Source organism: Pantoea sp. RIT413 (assembly GCF_003057675.2).
Lineage (GTDB): Bacteria > Pseudomonadota > Gammaproteobacteria > Enterobacterales > Enterobacteriaceae > Pantoea > Pantoea eucrina.
The window spans coordinates 69,203-86,561 of sequence record NZ_QBJB02000002.1 but is presented as its reverse complement, the minus strand read 5'-3'; the positions used below and the strand labels follow the sequence as shown (position 1 = coordinate 86,561).

Annotated in this window: 16 protein-coding genes; 10 read left to right on the top strand and 6 right to left on the bottom strand. The window is 55.5% G+C overall.

Annotated features, from left to right (window positions below; translation table 11 throughout):
- Positions 1–408: 408 nt before the first annotated feature.
- The 3 genes from DBY66_RS04040 to DBY66_RS04030 form a co-directional block, all read right to left on the bottom strand.
- Complete coding sequence (locus DBY66_RS04040; protein WP_071668345.1) at positions 409–1,209, bottom strand: MetQ/NlpA family lipoprotein; 801 nt, start codon at positions 1,207–1,209, stop codon at positions 409–411.
- Positions 1,210–1,316: 107 nt separating this feature from the next.
- Entirely contained in the window at positions 1,317–2,102 is a 786-nt protein-coding gene (locus DBY66_RS04035; protein WP_071668344.1) for an MBL fold metallo-hydrolase, read from the bottom strand.
- Positions 2,103–2,136: 34 nt separating this feature from the next.
- Positions 2,137–2,469 (bottom strand): gamma-glutamylcyclotransferase family protein, encoded by a 333-nt coding sequence (locus DBY66_RS04030; protein ID WP_040113499.1) that lies wholly within the window; start codon positions 2,467–2,469, stop codon positions 2,137–2,139.
- A 183-nt stretch (positions 2,470–2,652) separates the two neighbouring features.
- Here DBY66_RS04030 and DBY66_RS04025 point away from each other — a divergent pair, with 183 nt between their 5' ends.
- The 10 genes from DBY66_RS04025 (at position 2,653) to DBY66_RS03980 (ending at position 12,389) form a co-directional block, all read left to right on the top strand.
- The gene (locus DBY66_RS04025) at positions 2,653–3,627 is read left to right on the top strand and encodes an XdhC family protein (RefSeq protein ID WP_040113498.1); all 975 of its coding nucleotides are present in this window, start codon (positions 2,653–2,655) and stop codon (positions 3,625–3,627) included.
- Positions 3,628–3,812: 185 nt separating this feature from the next.
- The gene (locus DBY66_RS04020) at positions 3,813–4,301 is read left to right on the top strand and encodes a (2Fe-2S)-binding protein (RefSeq protein ID WP_071668343.1); all 489 of its coding nucleotides are present in this window, start codon (positions 3,813–3,815) and stop codon (positions 4,299–4,301) included.
- Positions 4,298–5,290 (top strand): xanthine dehydrogenase family protein subunit M, encoded by a 993-nt coding sequence (locus DBY66_RS04015; protein WP_040113496.1) that lies wholly within the window; start codon positions 4,298–4,300, stop codon positions 5,288–5,290. The genes DBY66_RS04020 and DBY66_RS04015 overlap by 4 nt, the downstream gene beginning before the upstream one ends.
- A 12-nt stretch (positions 5,291–5,302) precedes the next feature.
- Positions 5,303–7,564 carry a xanthine dehydrogenase family protein molybdopterin-binding subunit gene (locus tag DBY66_RS04010; RefSeq protein ID WP_108569851.1) on the top strand — a complete coding sequence of 754 codons (2,262 nt, stop codon included), beginning with the start codon at positions 5,303–5,305 and terminating at the stop codon, positions 7,562–7,564.
- Between the two features lie 53 nt (positions 7,565–7,617).
- On the top strand, positions 7,618–8,040 hold the full coding sequence (locus DBY66_RS04005; RefSeq protein ID WP_040113881.1) for a DCC1-like thiol-disulfide oxidoreductase family protein: 423 nt from the start codon (positions 7,618–7,620) through the stop codon (positions 8,038–8,040).
- A 422-nt stretch (positions 8,041–8,462) separates the two neighbouring features.
- Entirely contained in the window at positions 8,463–9,176 is a 714-nt protein-coding gene (locus tag DBY66_RS04000; RefSeq protein WP_071668340.1) for a bacteriorhodopsin, read from the top strand.
- Positions 9,173–9,985 (top strand): beta-carotene 15,15'-dioxygenase, Brp/Blh family, encoded by an 813-nt coding sequence (locus DBY66_RS03995; protein ID WP_108569852.1) that lies wholly within the window; start codon positions 9,173–9,175, stop codon positions 9,983–9,985. Before DBY66_RS04000 ends, DBY66_RS03995 begins: the two co-directional genes overlap by 4 nt.
- A 370-nt stretch (positions 9,986–10,355) precedes the next feature.
- Entirely contained in the window at positions 10,356–11,549 is a 1,194-nt protein-coding gene (gene fdhA / locus DBY66_RS03990) for a formaldehyde dehydrogenase, glutathione-independent (protein ID WP_071668338.1), read from the top strand.
- A 256-nt stretch (positions 11,550–11,805) separates the two neighbouring features.
- On the top strand, positions 11,806–12,084 hold the full coding sequence (locus DBY66_RS03985) for a type II toxin-antitoxin system RelE/ParE family toxin (RefSeq protein WP_071668337.1): 279 nt from the start codon (positions 11,806–11,808) through the stop codon (positions 12,082–12,084).
- Positions 12,084–12,389: a HigA family addiction module antitoxin gene (locus DBY66_RS03980; protein WP_040113493.1), complete on the top strand. Its 306-nt coding sequence runs from the start codon at positions 12,084–12,086 to the stop codon at positions 12,387–12,389. The genes DBY66_RS03985 and DBY66_RS03980 overlap by 1 nt, the downstream gene beginning before the upstream one ends.
- Positions 12,390–12,868: 479 nt before the next feature.
- On the opposite strand, the gene DBY66_RS03975 is transcribed toward DBY66_RS03980, so the two are convergent.
- From DBY66_RS03975 to malT, 3 genes are all read right to left on the bottom strand, one after another.
- Entirely contained in the window at positions 12,869–13,600 is a 732-nt protein-coding gene (locus DBY66_RS03975) for a YoaK family protein (RefSeq protein ID WP_108569853.1), read from the bottom strand.
- Positions 13,601–13,798: 198 nt separating this feature from the next.
- A complete protein-coding gene (locus DBY66_RS03970; RefSeq protein ID WP_108569854.1) occupies positions 13,799–14,326 on the bottom strand; it encodes a phenolic acid decarboxylase in 528 nt (175 codons plus the stop codon).
- 81 nt (positions 14,327–14,407) lie between these two features.
- Positions 14,408–17,110 (bottom strand): HTH-type transcriptional regulator MalT, encoded by a 2,703-nt coding sequence (gene malT, locus DBY66_RS03965; protein WP_071668334.1) that lies wholly within the window; start codon positions 17,108–17,110, stop codon positions 14,408–14,410.
- Positions 17,111–17,359: the final 249 nt, after the last annotated feature.

The window sequence follows — 17,359 nt, the reverse complement described above, 5'->3', positions numbered from 1 at the left end:
GGCAAATTCTGTTGGTTTTATAGACGTTGCGGGCGCAGAAGGCAAACAAGCGAGGTGGCGATTTTTAACAGGATAAAATAACAGCGTGATCAAAAACAGGAAGGCATAACCCTGTTCTTTATCAGGTTTAAAGGTTAGCCGACTGTTATGACACTTATTTAATTTCCGGGCTTTACTATTGACTGGATCAGAATTCAAAAAACAGTTACAGGATTTAACCGGAGGATTATTTACCGTAACTGTGAAGCAATGCACAAAGCCGGATGCTGCATTTATCATGCCTGCTAATTAAAAAAGAGCGTGGCGGCCCGGACGGGACGCCACGGCAGATAGTTCAGAAGAGCAGTAAAACGTAATAATGACGCGCTCTTCTCTTTCTCCGGAGAAGAGGCGTGGAGCAGGCAGCGTTTACCAGCCTTTGATAATATCGCCTTTATAAATCTCGTTGGCTTTATCCAGTACCGGCTGCGAGCGGAAGGCCTCTTTCAGTTTCTGCACGTTCGCACTCTCTTTATTATCTTCACGCGCCACAATGGCATTGACGTATGGCGATGCTTTACCTTCCATAAACATACCGTCGCGTGAGGCGGAGAGATTTACCAGCGCCGCAAAGTTGTTATTGATGATGGAAAGATAGACCTGCGGATCGTCCAGCGTGCGTGCCAGCTGCGGCGTATCAACTTCAACAAACTTCAGCTTTTTAGGATTAGCAGTGATATCCAGCGTGGTAGGCAGCAGACCCGCTTCAGGATTCACTTTAATCAGGCCCTGCGCCTGCAGCAGCAGCAGGCTGCGACCCAGCGTGGTGGCTTCGTTTGACAGCGTGATCGTCGCGCCATCCGGCAGTTCGTTCAGGCTTTTAATTTTGCGGGAGTAGCCGGCAATCGGGAATACAAAGGTATTGGTGATTACCGCAAATTTATAACCGCGCTCTTTTGACTGCATCTCAAGATAGGGCAGACTCTGGAAGGCGTTTGCATCCACGTCTTTATTGTAGAGCGCCTCGTTGGGCTGCACATAATCGTTAAACGCAATCACCTCAACATCCAGCTTATATTTGTCATGGGCGACCTGCTTCACTGTCTGCCAGAGCTGTTCATCCGGGCCGCTGTTGATCGCAACTTTGATTTTTTCGTCGTTATTATTGTCGCAGGCGCTAAGCAGCGTAACAGAAGCGGCCAGCAGCGCGGTCAGTAAATATTTTTTCATGTTTGCAGCATCCTTATTCTTGTCAGCCCCGGACTATAATATGCGTCCAGACGTCTGTACATCCATAATTAACAGGTGGCTTATGCTTTTACTGCATAAGTTATGCGCTACTTCAGGCAGTTGAGATAGCGCTGCGCGGAACGTGCGACGGCGCTATCGGCATCCTGCAGGATCTCACGGCCGTCAAATGCGCCGTAAAGCTGGGCAAAATGCCGGTTCTGCAACCGCTGCATCATGTCGCGCACCACCCGGGCAGAGAGCGGCAGCATATTGGGATAGCTCCACATAAACGAGACGGCATCCGCGCCTGGCGTTACCTGCAAAATATCGCCACTCAGCATTACCCCCGAATCACGCTGCCAGTGCAGCACCGTGCCACCGGCAAAATGGCCGCCAAGACGCAGCAGCGTGATGCCTGGCAGCAGGGCATGCTCCTCCTCCTGCCATAAACGGATCCACGGGCTGTCGCGCATAATCCACGCTTTGTCGCTGGCATGCAGCCAGATCGGTGCGCTGAATGCGGCGGCCCAGTCCTGCATCGTGGTGTAGTAGTGGGGATGAGAGATGGCTATCGCCTGCAATCCTCCCAGCGCATGGATCAGCGTTTCGGTGGCGTCATCCAGATGAGCGATGCAGTCCCAGAGAATATTGCCGTGCGGGGTACAGAGCAGAAAAGCGCGCTGATTAATACCAAATGCCGGCAGGCTCTGCAGCGAAAGCAGTCCGGGCAGGTGCTGCTGCCATCGGTTGGTATGTGCGGCGCGTAAATCCGCCTGCGCTATCCAGCGCTGTCCGCCTGGCGGAATAAACTGGCGCTCATCTTCACAGACGGGACAGCGCCGGGGAGCCGGTTCGGCGTAAGAGGTGCCGCAGGCAGTACAGAGCGTAATCATAATCTCTCCTTATCAGCTGATCCGATAAGGATAGTTACTCTGTCGCGGGCTGCAGCTCGTAAACCCAGGCGCTAATCTGCTCACCCCGGTCGGTGGTCACGGCGACCGGCACGCGATCGTATCCCTCTTCAAACGCGTCGAGCATCGGCCAGTGCGCGTCGAGATGCGGCGAGAAAAACAGATAGCCCGGTACGCGCGCGCCCTCCGGTGAGAGCACCACGCCGGGAAAGTCCGCGGCAGCGCCCCAGCCCCGCGCATAATAGGTGCCGCTGACGCTGCCGGCCAGCCACTCGCCGCCTATCTGCTCCAGAAGCCAGGCGTTATCGTGCCCGGGCTGCAGCGTACCGTAGACAAACAGAGGTTTCATACCACTCCTGTAAAGGGTTGCGTTATACGAACCGGCTATTGTGACGCAGCGGGCGGGGCCGGTAAACGTCACGGGCGGGAAAAATTTCGCGCCGATTAGACGAAACGCCAAATGTGACATTTACTCATAGGAAGATTCAGGTCCCTGCAGGTAAAAAAGGGGGACATTACGACGGAGCAATTCATGTATCACCTTGATGTGCAGGTTCTTGAAACCGCGCAGCACTGGGCAGAAGCACATCCGGTATGGCTTTGTACCGTACTGAGCACCTTTGGCTCCTCGCCGCGTCCGCCGGGCGCCATGATGGCGATCCGCGCCGATGGACACTTCTGCGGCTCGCTCTCCGGCGGCTGTGTGGAGGAGGATTTTCGCCAGCGCATAGCAGCAGATGCTTTCAGCGAGGCGAGCGCTGTTGTGCGCTATGGCGATGGCGGGCTGACGCCTGACCGGGCACTGCCATGCGGCGGCGTGCTGGATATTCTGGTGGAAAAGCTGCCGCAGGGAGCGGCATCCATTCACTATCTTCGTCAGATGCACGATGCGCTGGTTCGGGCCGAAGCCATCAGTAAAACGCTGCTGCTGCCGCACCCCTGCGCCGGCATAGAGACGCACCCCTATACGCAGCAGACCGCAGCGCACATTACTGGCAACCAGGTTACGCTGACGCTCTCTGCGCCGCCGCGCCTGATTATCGCCGGTCTCTCCAGCGTAGGCATTTACTGCGCCAACTTTGCGCAGGCGCTGGGGTTTGAGACGCTGGTCTGCGAGCATCGCGATGAGGTGCTGGAGAATATGGGTGCGGAGTTACAGGCTGGCGTGCGGATTATACGCTGTTTTCCGGCCCGTTATCTGGAGCGTGAGGGGTGTCACAGCGCAACGGCGATTCTGTCACTGACCCACGATCCGCGAATCGATGACCTGACGATGATGGAAGCGGTGATGCTGCCGGCATTTTACCTCGGCGCGATGGGCTCGAAGCGCAACAGCAGCCGGCGGCTGTCGCGTCTGGCGGAGATCGCCGGACTGACCCCTGAGCAGCTGACGCGCATTCACGCGCCGGTGGGGCTGGATATTGGCAGCAAAACGCCGGCAGAAATCGCACTATCGATTATGGCGGACATTGTGCGCCATAAAAATGGCCTTGCAGCACGCCAGTAAGCCCGTTCCGGCAGCCATAGCCCTTTGCGCTATGGCATTTTTGCGCTAATCCCTCACAAAGTTTGTCCTTTTTTCTGACAACGCCTTCCGAAATGCGCTCAGCGTCTAGACTTAGCGGGTGCGCACGCTATTAAGAGATCCTAAACGCGCATCCCGATCGATTCTTTCACTATTGGAAATGAGCCATGTCAGAAAACATACAACTGCACCTCGAAGTCAATGGGCAGCCCATTGAACTTAGCGTCGACCCGCGCGTGACGCTGCTGGACGCGCTGCGTGAACACCTGACGCTGACCGGTACAAAAAAGGGCTGCGATCAGGGCCAGTGCGGCGCCTGTACCGTGCATATCAATGGCAAGCGGGTGCTGAGCTGCCTGACGCTGGCTGTACAGGCCAACGGGCAGCAGGTCACCACTATTGAAGGTCTGGCGCGACCTGATGGCACGCTGCATCCGGTTCAGGCGCGTTTTCTGGAGCATGACGCGTTTCAGTGCGGCTACTGCACGCCGGGGCAGATCATGTCTGCCGCCGCCTGCATTGCCGAAGGACATGCCGGATCTGCCGATGAGATCCGGGAATATATGAGCGGTAATCTTTGCCGCTGCGGTGCTTATCCTAATATCGTCGACGCTATTCAGCAGGCCGCCGCCGATCTCAGTTCGGAGGCGCGATGAATCCGTTTGACTACCTTGCGGCGAGCAGCCCTGAACAGGCGCTGCAGCAGAAGCAGCGTGCCAGCAGCCGGTTTCTGGCAGGGGGCACCACGCAGATTGACTTAATGAAATGTGACGTGGAACAGCCTGCAGCGCTGGTGGATATCAGCGGCCTGCAGGAGATGCGTGAAATTGCGTTCAGCTCTGACAGCCTGCGCATTGGCGCGCTGACGCGCATGAGTGAACTGGAGCATCACGCAGAGTGTCAGCGTGAAGCGCCGGCGATTTATCACAGCCTGTGGCAGGCGGCGTCGCCGCAGCTGCGTAACATGGCCACCATCGGCGGCAACCTGCTGCAGCGTACCCGCTGCGTTTACTTCCGCGATCCGCATACGTTCAGCGCCTGTAATAAGCGCAATCCGGGCTCGGGCTGCGCCGCGCTGGAGGGCATTAACGGCAACCACGCCATTCTGGGTACCAGTGACAGCTGTATTGCGGTTTATCCGGGCGATCTGGCTGTCGCACTGACCGCCTTTGATGCCGTGGTTATCGTGCGCAATGCCGCACAGCGGGAGCGCCGTATCCCGATCGATCAGTTCTATCTGCTCCCCGGCGATACGCCGCATCTCGAGCACGATCTCGCCAGCGATGAGATGATTATCGCGGTGGAACTGCCGCGCACCGCCGCGCTTAAACATTCGCACTACCTGAAGGTGCGCGATCGCAGCTCGTATGAGTTTGCTGCCGCCAGCGCTGCTGTCGGTATTGAGCTGGATGGCGACCGGATCCGCGACGTGCGTATCGCCGTCGGCGGCGTGGCGACAAAACCCTGGCGGGCGCAGCAGGTGGAAGGGGCGCTGCGCGGCCAGCCGTTTGATGAACAGACGCTGCGTCGTGCCGCAGAGCGTATCGTGCAGGATGCGAAAACCCTGCCGCAGAATCAGCACAAAAAAGTGCTGACACCGCGCGTGATTGCACGTGCACTACTTCAGGCTGGCGGCAAGGCGTAACGGGGAAATTGTATGGACAAGCAGGAACAGAACTATCAGGCACTCGGTGCCGGACGCAGTCGGGGCGACGGCGTGGTAAAAGTCACCGGCGCCGCGCGCTATGCGGCGGAGTATCAGCCTGAGAATATGCTGTATGGCGTGGTGGTGCAGTCCACTATCGCCAGCGGCCGGATGACGGATATTGACACCGCAGAGGCGGAACAGCAGCCTGGCGTAGTGGCGATTTATACCCATCTCAATCCGCTGAAGATCAACAAGCCCACCGCCATTGCTGACGGCGGCGCGGCGCAGTCTACCTACACACCGCTGCAGGATGACAAAATCATTCATAACGGTCAGAACATCGGGCTGGTGGTGGCAGAAACGTTTGAGCAGGCGACCTGGGCTGCCAGCCTCGTGAAAGTGCGCTATGAGGAAGCGAAGCCGCTGGTCTGGATGGACGATCCGGCAGCAGAGCGCCAGGAGAGCGCTACCGTTGAAATGGGTAATGCGCAGCAGGCGATGGCGCAGGCAGAAGTGAAAATCAAAAGCTGCTACGCCACACCGCGTGAATATAACATGCCGATGGAACCGCACGCCTGCATCGCCTCATGGCAGGATAATGCGCTCACGGTATGGGAGCCAAGCCAGTGGGTGATGGGAGCACAGACTGAAATAGCTGAATGGCTCGGCATTGAGCAGCAGCAGGTTCGGGTGATTTCTCCCTATGTGGGCGGCGGTTTTGGATCAAAACCCGTGCCCTATACCCATGTGGCGCTGGCCTGCGTGGCATCGCGCGCGCTGACGCGTCCGGTGAAAGTGGCGCTGTCGCGCCCGCAGACCTTTACCGGACTGGGCGGTCGTCCGGCGACGCAGCAGACTATTGAGATGGGTGCCGCACAGGATGGAAAACTGCTGGCGATCCTGCATGAAGGACTGAGCGATACCTCGCTCATTGACACGTTCGCGGAAGGGACGAACAAAGTCACCGGACGTATCTACGATGTGCCAAACGTCTATTCGCGTCATTATGTGGCTGCTATCAACACCGTTACGCCAGGCTGGATGCGTGCGCCCGGCGAGAACCCGAGCGCGTTCGGACTTGAGGTGGCGATGGATGAGATGGCCTATGCGCTGGGTATCGATCCGCTGGAGCTGCGTCTGCGCAACTATGCAGAACAGGATCCGCAGGAAAATCTGCCGTGGAGTACGCGCCGTCTGAAAGAGGCTTACAGCGCAGCGGCTGAAGCGTTCGGCTGGAAAGATCGCACTATGGCACCGCGCTCAATGCGCGAAGGCCGCGAGCTGATAGGCTGGGGCATGGCAACGGCAACCTATCCGGTAAACAAAGCCCCGGCTGAGGCGCGCCTGATCCTCAACAGTCAGGGTGAGCTGGTGGTGCAGAGTGCAGGTGCTGATATCGGCACCGGAACCTACACCATTCTGGCGCAGACTGCGGCAGAAGTGCTCTGTCTTGACTCTACCCGCATTAAAGTTGAACTGGGTGATACCCGGCTGCCGCGTGCCGGCGTGGCGGGCGGTTCGCAGCTGGCCGGCAACCTGACCGGTGCCGTGCATAAGACGGCGGTGGCGCTGCGTGACCGGCTCTACGCGCTGGCAGGTGATTCTTCAGATGCGCCGTTCCCGCAGACCGACGCTGAACAGCTGACGCTCTGCGCGGGAGGCGTGTGCCTGAAAGGTCAGCCGGAGCGTGCGGTGTCGCTGGGCGATCTGGTGCGGCTGAGCGGTGAAGAGACGCTGGCGGTAACGGACGGCACCTTTAAGCCGGGCGAAAGCGCAGAAGAGCGGGATAAAGCGGTGCACTCGATGTCGCGGATGACCACACCGGAAGAATTTTCTTCACACAGCTGGGGCGCGCAGTTTGTTGAAGTGCGCGTTGACGAGGATTTCGGTACGGTGCGCGTCAGACGTATGGTCTCTGCCTTTGACAGCGGACGGCTTTATAATCCGAAACTGGCGCGCAGCCAGTGGATTGGCGGAATGGTGATGGGGCTCGGTCAGGCGCTGCTGGAGGGCGGGGCGGTTGATCCGCGTAACGCCCGCATCGTGAACAATAATCTCGCCGATTATCTGATTGCGGTTAACGCTGACGTACCGGAAATTATCACTATCGACGTGGGTGAGCCGGATCATCACGCCACGCTGATGGGCGGAAAAGCCGTGGGCGAACTGGGTATTGTGGGTATGGCTGCGGCCATCAGTAATGCTGTTTATCACGCAACCGGCAAGCGCATTCGCGATCTGCCGCTTTCCCTGGAGAAGTTGATCGATTAATGCAGGCTGGCGGCGTCAGGAGGATGCCGCCGCTTCATCCCGTGGGCGCTTACATGACTATTCCCTATCTCAGGCCTGGTGAACAGGTAGTGCTTTACGACGGCGTGTGCAAACTCTGCAATGGATGGGTGGCATTTTTGCTGCGACACCGGCTGGATCGGCGGGTACGGTTTGCCACCGTGCAGAGTGAGGAGGGCAAAACGTTGCTGCGTCATGTCAGCATGCCCGTTGACGATATCCGCACCATCGTGCTGATTGGTGAAAACGGACACTGGCTGCGCGCCCAGGCAATCTGTCGCGTAATAAAAAACCTTCACAGCCGCTGGCGTATTTTTGCGCTGCTGCGTTATTTCCCCGATGCGGTAAGCAACGCGATATATAACCTTATTGCCCGCAACCGCTATCGCCTTTTTGGCCGCTATGACGACGTTAAGCACCTCTCTCCCGACTTCCCCGAAAGGTTTATTGCACGCTAAAGCAGCGTTATTGCTTTGATAGCAGAAAATGAAAATCAGAGATGCAGGTAAATAAATTTCCTGCATCAATCCCTTTTGTGCACTACATCAGGCTGGTGCAGCAGCATCTATTTATATTTTTGATTTTAAAGTAAATTAATTAACTTTCTGTTTCATTAAACCGCAGGTGTCTATTTTGTATACTCTTCTTTACATAAAAAATTACATTTTATGCCTGATTAAAAACAAATAATGTCCCGCGGAGGACGATACTTTTTGCCAGTTCTTTCTCCTGAAGACCATCATGGCTTTGAATAATGGCACAATACAAATAGCACCATATACTTTAAGCGTATTCTCTCCCGGAATATAACATTACCTTTTAATTTTCTATGGCAGCGCAGCGGGCGTGATAATGACGCCGCTGTACAGGAGCAATCAACATGGATCAGACTGCATTTCTCATTGGATTTTCAGTGATGGCGCTTGCATCACTGGCGATTTACGCCACCGGCAGTAAAACGTTTCCCTCCCGTCACCACACCCTGATGCATGCATCAGTGCCTTTTATTGCCGCTACGGCGTATCTGGCAATGGCGTTTGGCTATGGCAACCTCACCCTGGACAGCGGCACGACGGTCTATATGGCGCGTTATGCTGACTGGTCTGTGACCACGCCGATTCTGCTGGCGGGGCTGGTTATGCTGGCCTTTCATGAGCATGGCAAGCCAGGCGAGATGGGCGGCTTTCTGACCGCTATTATCGTGCTGGATGTGATGATGATTGTGACCGGTCTTGTCTCCTCGCTGGCGGAAACCGCAGCAGGAAAATGGGTCTGGTATTTCTGGTCCTGCGCTGCATTCCTCGGCGTGATCTATCTGCTGTGGGGACCGCTGCGTACGATGGCGGCGGAGCGGGGCAGCGCACTGGCAGGCGCCTACAACAAAAACGTGGCGCTGCTGACGGTGGTCTGGTTTATCTATCCGGTGGTATTTCTGATCGGGCCGGAAGGGCTGAAGATCATTTCTGATCCTGCTTCAATCTGGGCATTTCTGATTCTCGATATTATCGCCAAAGTTTTCTACGCCTTTTACGCGGCGGCGAATCTGGAAAAAGCGTTGCGCTACGCAAAACGCGATGGTGCCGTGCGGGTATGATCCTGCGGCAGCATACCGGCTGGCTGACGCTCTGGGGGGCAGCTCTGGCTGCCTCTTTCAGCCCGCTGCCGGTTCAGCTGCTGTTTGCCGTCGTGGCCATTGGCATTATCGGCATGGCGCACGGTGCAAGCGATCTTGAGATTGTCAGGCGCGAACAGCAGTGCGCTTTTCTGGCAGGTTACGGCGTAATGATTGTGCTGTGCCTGTTCTGGTGGCACTGGCGTCCGGCAATCGCGCTACCGGGCTTTCTGCTCGCCTCTGCCATCCATTTTGCGCTGGAAGATGCGCCGCACGGCTCTCTGGCTGAACGACTGGCGCGCGGCATCAGTCTGATTGCAACGCCTGCCGCGCTGCATCTGACAGCGTACAGAACGATTTTACATCAGGCCGGGCTGGCATCTGCCATGCCGGATAGCGTGACTGCGGGTCTGGCTATAGCGGGCGGCTTTACCGCCGCAGCGCTGTTGCTGACAGGCATTGTACGGCGCGACAGGCGTCTGCTAGCCGGGACGCTGGCATTGCTGCTTCTGCCGCCTTTTGTCGGTTTTTCTGTAGGCTTTCTGATCCTGCATGCGCTACCGCAGACCCGCGAACGGCGCGATTTGCTGGGGTTCAGACATTACGCTGACTACCTGCGTGCCGTCTGGCCGGTGCTGACGGCAGCTATTTTGCTGGCGGTACTGATCATGTTTATGATGCAGCCCACCGATACCGCCGGCGTGCGTTCACTGTTTGCCGCGCTGGCCGCGCTCGCTATCCCGCATTTACTGATCACGCCGTGGTTTGAGAAACCGCCGCACCGTAAATAATGCGTGCCATTCATTACGCTATCTTCTATTCAAATATAAGCAGGAAATGGCAGGTGAGATAATAATAATTCCCTGCCCGAATAACTGTTTTAATTAATAGCGTATCACTGTGCGACATTGTGCTATCAGTTTGCGACATAACGCGGATATTTCAAAATTAATATATTTATCTACATGTATTTAATGGGTTTTCCTGTATAGCCACTTGTTGCATTCATGAAGCCAGTCACAACTCCGGCACGCGTAATCCATTCCCTGTTTAATTACGCACTATTGCGTATTAGATTTAACGCGTCATCACTCTTTATTATCTTACGGTTTCGTAAGTGTCCGGCAGTTAATGTGCATATCAACATATAATGGAGATTTTATGGGCGCAAATTCCAACCGCGGTGTGGTGTATCAGGGGCCAGGTAAAGTCGAGGTGCAGGATATTGCCGATCCGGTCTTTGCTAATCCGGCCGGCAAGAAGATTGGGCACGCCGTGATCCTGAAAGTGCTCTCCACCAATATCTGTGGCTCAGATCAGCATATGGTGCGCGGACGTACCACCGCGCCTGCGGGTATGGTGCTCGGCCATGAAATTACCGGTGAAATTATCGAAAAGGGCGCTGACGTTGAGATGCTTAACGTCGGTGATATTGTCTCTGTGCCGTTTAACGTTGCCTGCGGGCGCTGCCGGTGCTGCCGTGAACTCGATACCGGCGTCTGCCTGACAGTCAATCCGGCACGCGCGGGCGGCGCGTTTGGCTATGTTGATATGGGCGGCTGGGTAGGCGGGCAGGCGAAATATGTGATGGTGCCCTATGCGGACTTTAACCTGCTGAAATTCCCTGACCGTGACCAGGCACTGGCGAAAATTCTGGATCTGACCATGCTGTCAGACATTTTACCGACCGGGTTTCACGGTGCAATCAATGCGGGTGTGGGCGTCGGCTCAACCACCTATGTTGCAGGCGCCGGTCCGGTTGGTCTGGCCGCGGCGGCATCAGCACAGATCCTCGGTGCGGCGGTGGTAATGGTAGGTGACTTCAACAAAGAGCGTCTGGAGCACGCCAGGAAAATGGGGTTTGTGCCGATCGACCTGAGTCAGCATGACCGCCTGGGAGAGATGGTTGCGCAGGTCACTGGTACGCCGGAAGTCGATTCAGCTATCGACGCCGTCGGATTTGAAGCGCGCGGCCATTCCGGCAAGGAGCAGCCGGCGGTGGTGCTGAATCAGATGATGGAGATCACCCGCGTGGCCGGTAATATCGGCATTCCGGGTCTGTATGTGACGGAAGATCCGGGCGCGCACGATAAATCAGCACAGGAAGGCTCCCTGAGCCTGAAGTTTGGTCTCGGCTGGTCTAAAGCGCAGTCGTTCCATACCGGGCAAACCCCGGTGGTACGTTACAACCGGCAGCTGATGAACGCCATCCTGCACGATCGTTTGCCGATTGCGAAAATCGTTAATGCCAAAGTGATCCCGCTTGAAGAAGCGGCGCAGGGGTACGCTCAGTTTGACGCCGGCGTTGCCGCCAAATATGTGCTGGATCCGCACGGCATGCTGACGGCAAAATAGTCTGGTGCAGATAAACTTATCCGGCAAGGTGTAAGGCACGCGCGAATATGCGCTGTGCCTTACACGCGTTTAAGTGCGCATAATCATGATTATGTTAAATGCACTATCTTTTTAGTTCATCTGTAGCCCGCTAGTCCAGACAATTATTCTCCCTTTTTATCTTAACGTTCATCTCTTAAATTACACGCCATGAGATGTTGCTTACCATGCAACACATGCTATAGTGTTCCCTGTTAAGCAACACTGGGATACAAGGATGATCAAAACCTGGCTACATAAAGGACTTGAAGAATTTTATACAACCGGCCCTACCCGCAAGATTAACGCAGCTCATGAGAAGCGGCTACGTATGCGCCTGAGGGTAATTGACCTGGCTGAGAAAATTGAGGATATGAACCTTAGTGGCTACAGGTTGCATCCTCTTAAAGGTGACAGACAAGGTATCTGGTCTATCACGGTGACAGGAAACTGGCGAATCACTTTTGAATTCAAAGATGGTGACGCCTATATTCTGAATTATGAGGATTATCATTAATGACTATGCACAACCCCCCGCACGCGGGTGAAATCATTGCCGATATTATGGAAGATCTTCAGATCGGTATCAGAGAACTGGCGCGTGCTTTAGCTGTAGCCCCCTCTACCGCTTCAAGAATAGTATCGGGAGCAACGGCGGTAACGCCAGAGATGGCGATCAAATTATCGGCCGTGATTGGCAGTACGCCTGCGATGTGGCTGCGCATTCAGGCCGCTTATGATTTAGAGCGGGCAGCCAAAACTGTTGACCTCTCGGTTCTGAATACCAGCTTCAAGCCTGACCCGCTGCAGGGTGTCAACTGAAGCCTGTGGGCAACGTGAGCAGCTGGTGTTAATTGCTCATTACACTCCGTTATCACGCGCGCCGTTTCACTGAAGGCAAGAGCTTAAGCAGAACGATATATGTGGAACACGATATCTTTCTTCAGTTGCCACCTGCCTGCGGATGAACGCTGCAGGGAAAATCATTCGCGCGCGGCGTGTGTGTCCCGATACCTTACCGATTATGTTTGAATACTCTCCGCGTAGTGCTCAGTGAGAACAACGGCTGTCACTGCTAATGATCTTTTATGTACATAAGTTCATATAATGGGACTTATATGAACTTATAAAGAGGGTATTGACGGGAGTTGTGATGATGGGCGTGGTGCTTCAGCTCAAAAAACCGGCGTCGCTACGTGAATTCTGCAGGTATTGCAGCACTGGTTACCCTGCAGATTTCACCCAGCGCTGCCGGTTTTATCAGCAAAAAACAGCACCGGAGTGCTGTGTAGGTTGTCGGGTTACCAGAAACGTACGCCGGTAAGATGCAGCGTACGGGCGATGCCGCCTGCTGCAATCAGCGAAAGCGCGATTCCCAGCATAGCCATTGCGTTAAAGCCAAAGTGCCGGAACAGCAGATAGCCCGCCACGCAGCCGGTAAGAAAAGAGAAGATGGTTACAAGGTGGGTATAAAGAAGCTTGCGATGCAGATGGCGCTCCCCCGCTTCGCTGCTGCTGAACGTTGCCCGCAGAAACGAGCCCAGCGCAATACCGGCATCGGTCAGCGTACCGGTTACGTGCGTTGAGCGTACGCGACCAGACGAGAGCTGTGTCGAGGTGGAATTATGGATCCCCATCAGCAGGCCGAGCGTGACAAGGATTTCACCGTTGTTGCGTTCGGAGTACCACAGGATCTCCACCACTGACGTCATCAGCAGAAGCAGCCCCTCGACGAAAAGCACCTGACAGAAAATGGTCCTGATATTACGTTTAAGCCCCCAGGCAACCGTCAGGCGCGCGATCATTGAGCCGGTGACAAATGCCAGAATTAAGCCGGCCAGAAACAGCAGATCCTGCAGATCGGAACCTGAAACTTCAGCAGAGATTTGGGAGGTGTTACCGGTCATATGAGAGGGGAAAAAACCAAAAGCACCGAATGCCATGGCGTTAAGTATACCTGCAGTGGTCGCCAGCGTGAGCGCCAGCAGGCGATCTTCGCTGTGCGAACGTAACTTCTTTTTTCTCAGCAGCATCCTTCTCTTACCTCGCAGCGTTAAGGCACATAATATTAGCGTAGCGCACTATTCAGCATAGCGAAGTCTGGCCAGGACGCCTGTAACTAACTGCTTTCAATAGTTAATAATGTCAGAAAATGCAAATTCAGAGTGAGAGCCGGAATAACCCGCTTTTAGTGACATTGTCACATAATACGGGCGATTCCGGCTATGGCGTTACTTATTATCAAAATAATCAGCCGGCATCTGTCCCGGTGCCATGTTGATCACGTCGTCATTGTCCGGCCCCTCATTTTTCATATAAGTGACCTGAGCAAATTCCGGGATAATAATATAGGGATAGGCCGGTCCCTCGTCACGAAAACGCTGCATATCTTCAATGAATTCATTCTGATAACAGATCGTTTTTTCCGGATGCTGCCCCTCCCCGGCGATCCACTGCGGGAAAAAAATCGTACCGTGAATAAGTTTACGTTCGAGATCAAACAGCAGGCTTACGCAGGTGCCGGTGGGTTCATGCCAGTCAACCTTATAGATACCGGGCGCAAACTGCACCGCATGCATCTTCTGATGAGTAACCCAGCGGCCTCCTACCAGCCCCTGATGAATGCGGTAGTCGCAGGTGGTTGCATTGCGGGCATACCACTCATATTTCCAGCCGTTGTCGTAGGTATAAACAAAGTGGGTTCCGATAAATGCAGACAGATCGCTGGCCTGTTCTGTCGCTGATGCGATTGAACTCATGCTTCACCTCACCAATGGGTAAAAAAAGCGTACTGGTAAGGTATAGCGCGTAATACGGGATTGCGTATCGCTTAACGACGTTTACACATACCCCATTAGTCTCAACATCGACCGCGCTTCGTGCATGGCTTCATTGCGATGGGTCACTCCCAGCTTCTGATAGAGGTTGCGGATATGGGTTTTGATGGTGGTAGCGGCGACATCAAGCTCGCCGGCAATCTGCTCATTGCTGTAACCGGAATAGATCAGACCCAGCACCTGCCATTCGCGCTGCGTCAGTGGGCTGGTGCGGACCAGCTCCGGAACATCGGGGTGGTTGAGTAAACGGCTGACAAAGCCCTCATCAAAATGGGCAAATTTATGCCGGTGATACTTATTAATTTCGTGCAGGATGCGGCGGGCGCGATGTTCATCTATCTCTTCCAGCACCGAAAGCTGCAACAGCTGCCGCAGCTGCTGCGCCATGATCTCGCCCTCAATCACAAACTGACTCATAAACCCTGTACTGCGCGCCAGCTTCAGGGCGGCAATCAGCACCCGCTGTGCATCGGGTTTACGATTAGTCTGCCAGTAAAGCTGATTAAGCAGCAGCAGGTTGCTGTTAAAATCGCTGGTGAGCTGAAGCGTCCGGGCATTCTCATTCAGCTCATCCAGAATCACTTCCGCCTGAATCAGATCGCCCGCCAGAAGCTGTGCCCGCGCCACGTTACGCCACTGCTCCTGTAAGAAGTGATTATTGGCGCTGGCCGGCCGGGAGGTAACGCGCAGCCACTGACTGGCGCTGGCGCTATCCCCGGTCAGCTGCCAGTAAAGGATACGCGCTTTATCCGCGTTGGCGATCCAGTCGATATGCAGCGTGCCATTATTGAGCAGATTCTCCAGCCGGGTAATGTGCGACCGGGCATTATCCAGATTACCCCGCGCCAGCGAGCACTGGATCAGCAGTCCCAGACACTGGATCTGCTGCTGCGGAGGAAAGCCGCGCAGTACCTGCATACCACTGCGAGCCGCCTGTTCAGCTTCATCAAGCCGACCCCAGGCCCAGAATAGCTGCGCGCGAATGCGTAACAGAAACTCATGCAGCGGAAATTGTGCGAGATGCTGTTCGTGAACCAGACGAAACGCCTTTTCCTGCATCTCCCATGCCGATTGTAAAAATCCCTGCGCAAACAGAATCTCGCTCTGCTGGATCAGGCTCCAGAGAACGTAGTGCCAGGTCTCTTCTTGCCGCGCCATCTGCTCTGTCTGACGCATCAGCGCCAGTGAATCAGCCAGCTCTCCTTTACAGTGCATGACCTCACCGTGGACAGAGGTCGCGACAATGCGGCTGTAGCTTTTCGACGCCGGCAGCAGCTGCAGAGCAAGACGCGCCAGCTGCGCGGCCTCTTCCGCATTGCCATCGTTAATGGCCACCTGAGCGCGTATTGCGTGCAGCTCGCCCTGCAGAGAGGCATCCATCTCACAGCAGCGCTGCTGTTCAAACTGCGCCAGCAGGCTGTTAACTTCGGAAAAACGATGCTGGCTCTGCATCAGCCACGCCTGCAGCAGCACCAGCTCCGGGTTTTCCAGCAACAGTGGCCATGGCAGAACCCGCAGGGAAGACTCCAGCAGCGCCAGTTCGCTTTGATTAAACAGGGTCCAGGCGTGCTCCAGCAGCACGTCGCGCAGCATATCGGTATCACCCGAGGCCAGGGCATGGTGGATCGCCTCGCCCGGGAAACCCTGCCTCATCCAGCCTCGCGCCGCCGCACGATGCAGGGCCGGCAGCTCCGCGCTAAGCTCCCACTGACAGCGCTGGCGCAGAAAACTGCCAAACAGCGGATGGTAGCTGAACCACTCGCCCGCATTATCCATGCGCTGCAAAAACAGCCCCTGCCGCTCAATCTCCTCCAGCCGCATGCGGCCATTATCTTCACCCGTGACTGACGTCACGAGGGCATCATTCATCGAGCGCAGCAGCGCACTCTTCAGCAGGAACTGGCGGGTATCGGCATCGACAGTATCCAAAACCTCCTCAACCAGATAATCGGTGAGATGGCTGGCGTTGATGCCTGATAAACGGCGCGCGGAGTCCTGCGCTGAGCCTGCGCCCTGCCGGGCTGAGATAGCAATCAGCTGCAGTGCGGTCGCCCAGCCAGCCACATCATCACACAGCTGGTCGCTCTCTTCACCGGGCAGTGGCGCCTGCAGCCGGTTATCAAAAAATTGTTTAGCTTCATCGTGCGTAAAGGCGAGCTGCTGGCTGCTCAGCTCCAGCAGCTGTTCACGCACGCGCAGATTGGCGATGCCCAGCTGTGGCAGACCGCGCGACAGCACCACCAGGGTCAGATTTTCCGGCTGATGCTTCAGAAAAAAGCGCATCGCCTCATGAATAACCGGATTGGTAATATGATGGTAATCGTCAATAACCAGCCAGGCCGGACGCTGATAGTCAGCCAGCTCAATAAACAGCTGCGAGAAAAGCGCATTGAGATTAACGTAGTGCCGCTTTTGCGCCAGTGATTCACTGCGGCTGCAGCTGCCCTGAGTGGCCTGCTGCAGCGCAGCAATCAGATAGTCAGCAAACCGTTCCGGCTGATTATCCCCCTCATCCAGCGAATACCAGCCCAGGTCGCGCTTTTCTGCCGCCCACTGCGAAATCAGCGTGGTTTTACCGTACCCTGCGGGACTGGTAATCAGCACTAACCGGTAAACGGCGGCGGCATTCAGTTTCTGCAGCAGACGGCTACGGACCACCATGGCGTCATGGCGCACAGGACGACTCAGTTTTGACGGGATCAACATCGACGCACGCTCCTCCGTTAACGTCTGCGCAGTATTATTTTACGCTTCGTAATTATTCGACATACACGTTATCCATACGCCATCTTAATGCAAGCGAACTCAGCAGCGCGGCTTAACAAAAGCGAGGGGTATCACACTCCTGTCACGCTTTCGGAGTTTCCTTACCCTCTCCTCCCTCTCTATCCTCCTGCCTGAATAGTGCCGGGGAGGAGGAGATACACAACCGGCGCAGGCAAAATGCACGCTGAC

Excerpts from the sequence above, each read along its gene's own strand:
- malT (WP_071668334.1), bottom strand. The coding sequence starts at position 17,110 with ATGTTGATCCCGTCAAAACTGAGTCGTCCTGTGCGCCATGACGCCATG.
- DBY66_RS03995 (WP_108569852.1), top strand. The coding sequence starts at position 9,173 with ATGATCCTGCGGCAGCATACCGGCTGGCTGACGCTCTGGGGGGCAGCT.
- DBY66_RS03970 (WP_108569854.1), bottom strand. The coding sequence starts at position 14,326 with ATGAGTTCAATCGCATCAGCGACAGAACAGGCCAGCGATCTGTCTGCA.
- fdhA (WP_071668338.1), top strand. The coding sequence starts at position 10,356 with ATGGGCGCAAATTCCAACCGCGGTGTGGTGTATCAGGGGCCAGGTAAA.
- DBY66_RS04040 (WP_071668345.1), bottom strand. The coding sequence starts at position 1,209 with ATGAAAAAATATTTACTGACCGCGCTGCTGGCCGCTTCTGTTACGCTG.
- DBY66_RS03985 (WP_071668337.1), top strand. The coding sequence starts at position 11,806 with ATGATCAAAACCTGGCTACATAAAGGACTTGAAGAATTTTATACAACC.
- DBY66_RS03980 (WP_040113493.1), top strand. The coding sequence starts at position 12,084 with ATGACTATGCACAACCCCCCGCACGCGGGTGAAATCATTGCCGATATT.
- DBY66_RS04030 (WP_040113499.1), bottom strand. The coding sequence starts at position 2,469 with ATGAAACCTCTGTTTGTCTACGGTACGCTGCAGCCCGGGCACGATAAC.
- DBY66_RS04020 (WP_071668343.1), top strand. The coding sequence starts at position 3,813 with ATGTCAGAAAACATACAACTGCACCTCGAAGTCAATGGGCAGCCCATT.
- DBY66_RS04025 (WP_040113498.1), top strand. The coding sequence starts at position 2,653 with ATGTATCACCTTGATGTGCAGGTTCTTGAAACCGCGCAGCACTGGGCA.
- DBY66_RS03975 (WP_108569853.1), bottom strand. The coding sequence starts at position 13,600 with ATGCTGCTGAGAAAAAAGAAGTTACGTTCGCACAGCGAAGATCGCCTG.
- DBY66_RS04010 (WP_108569851.1), top strand. The coding sequence starts at position 5,303 with ATGGACAAGCAGGAACAGAACTATCAGGCACTCGGTGCCGGACGCAGT.
- DBY66_RS04035 (WP_071668344.1), bottom strand. The coding sequence starts at position 2,102 with ATGATTACGCTCTGTACTGCCTGCGGCACCTCTTACGCCGAACCGGCT.
- DBY66_RS04015 (WP_040113496.1), top strand. The coding sequence starts at position 4,298 with ATGAATCCGTTTGACTACCTTGCGGCGAGCAGCCCTGAACAGGCGCTG.
- DBY66_RS04000 (WP_071668340.1), top strand. The coding sequence starts at position 8,463 with ATGGATCAGACTGCATTTCTCATTGGATTTTCAGTGATGGCGCTTGCA.
- DBY66_RS04005 (WP_040113881.1), top strand. The coding sequence starts at position 7,618 with ATGACTATTCCCTATCTCAGGCCTGGTGAACAGGTAGTGCTTTACGAC.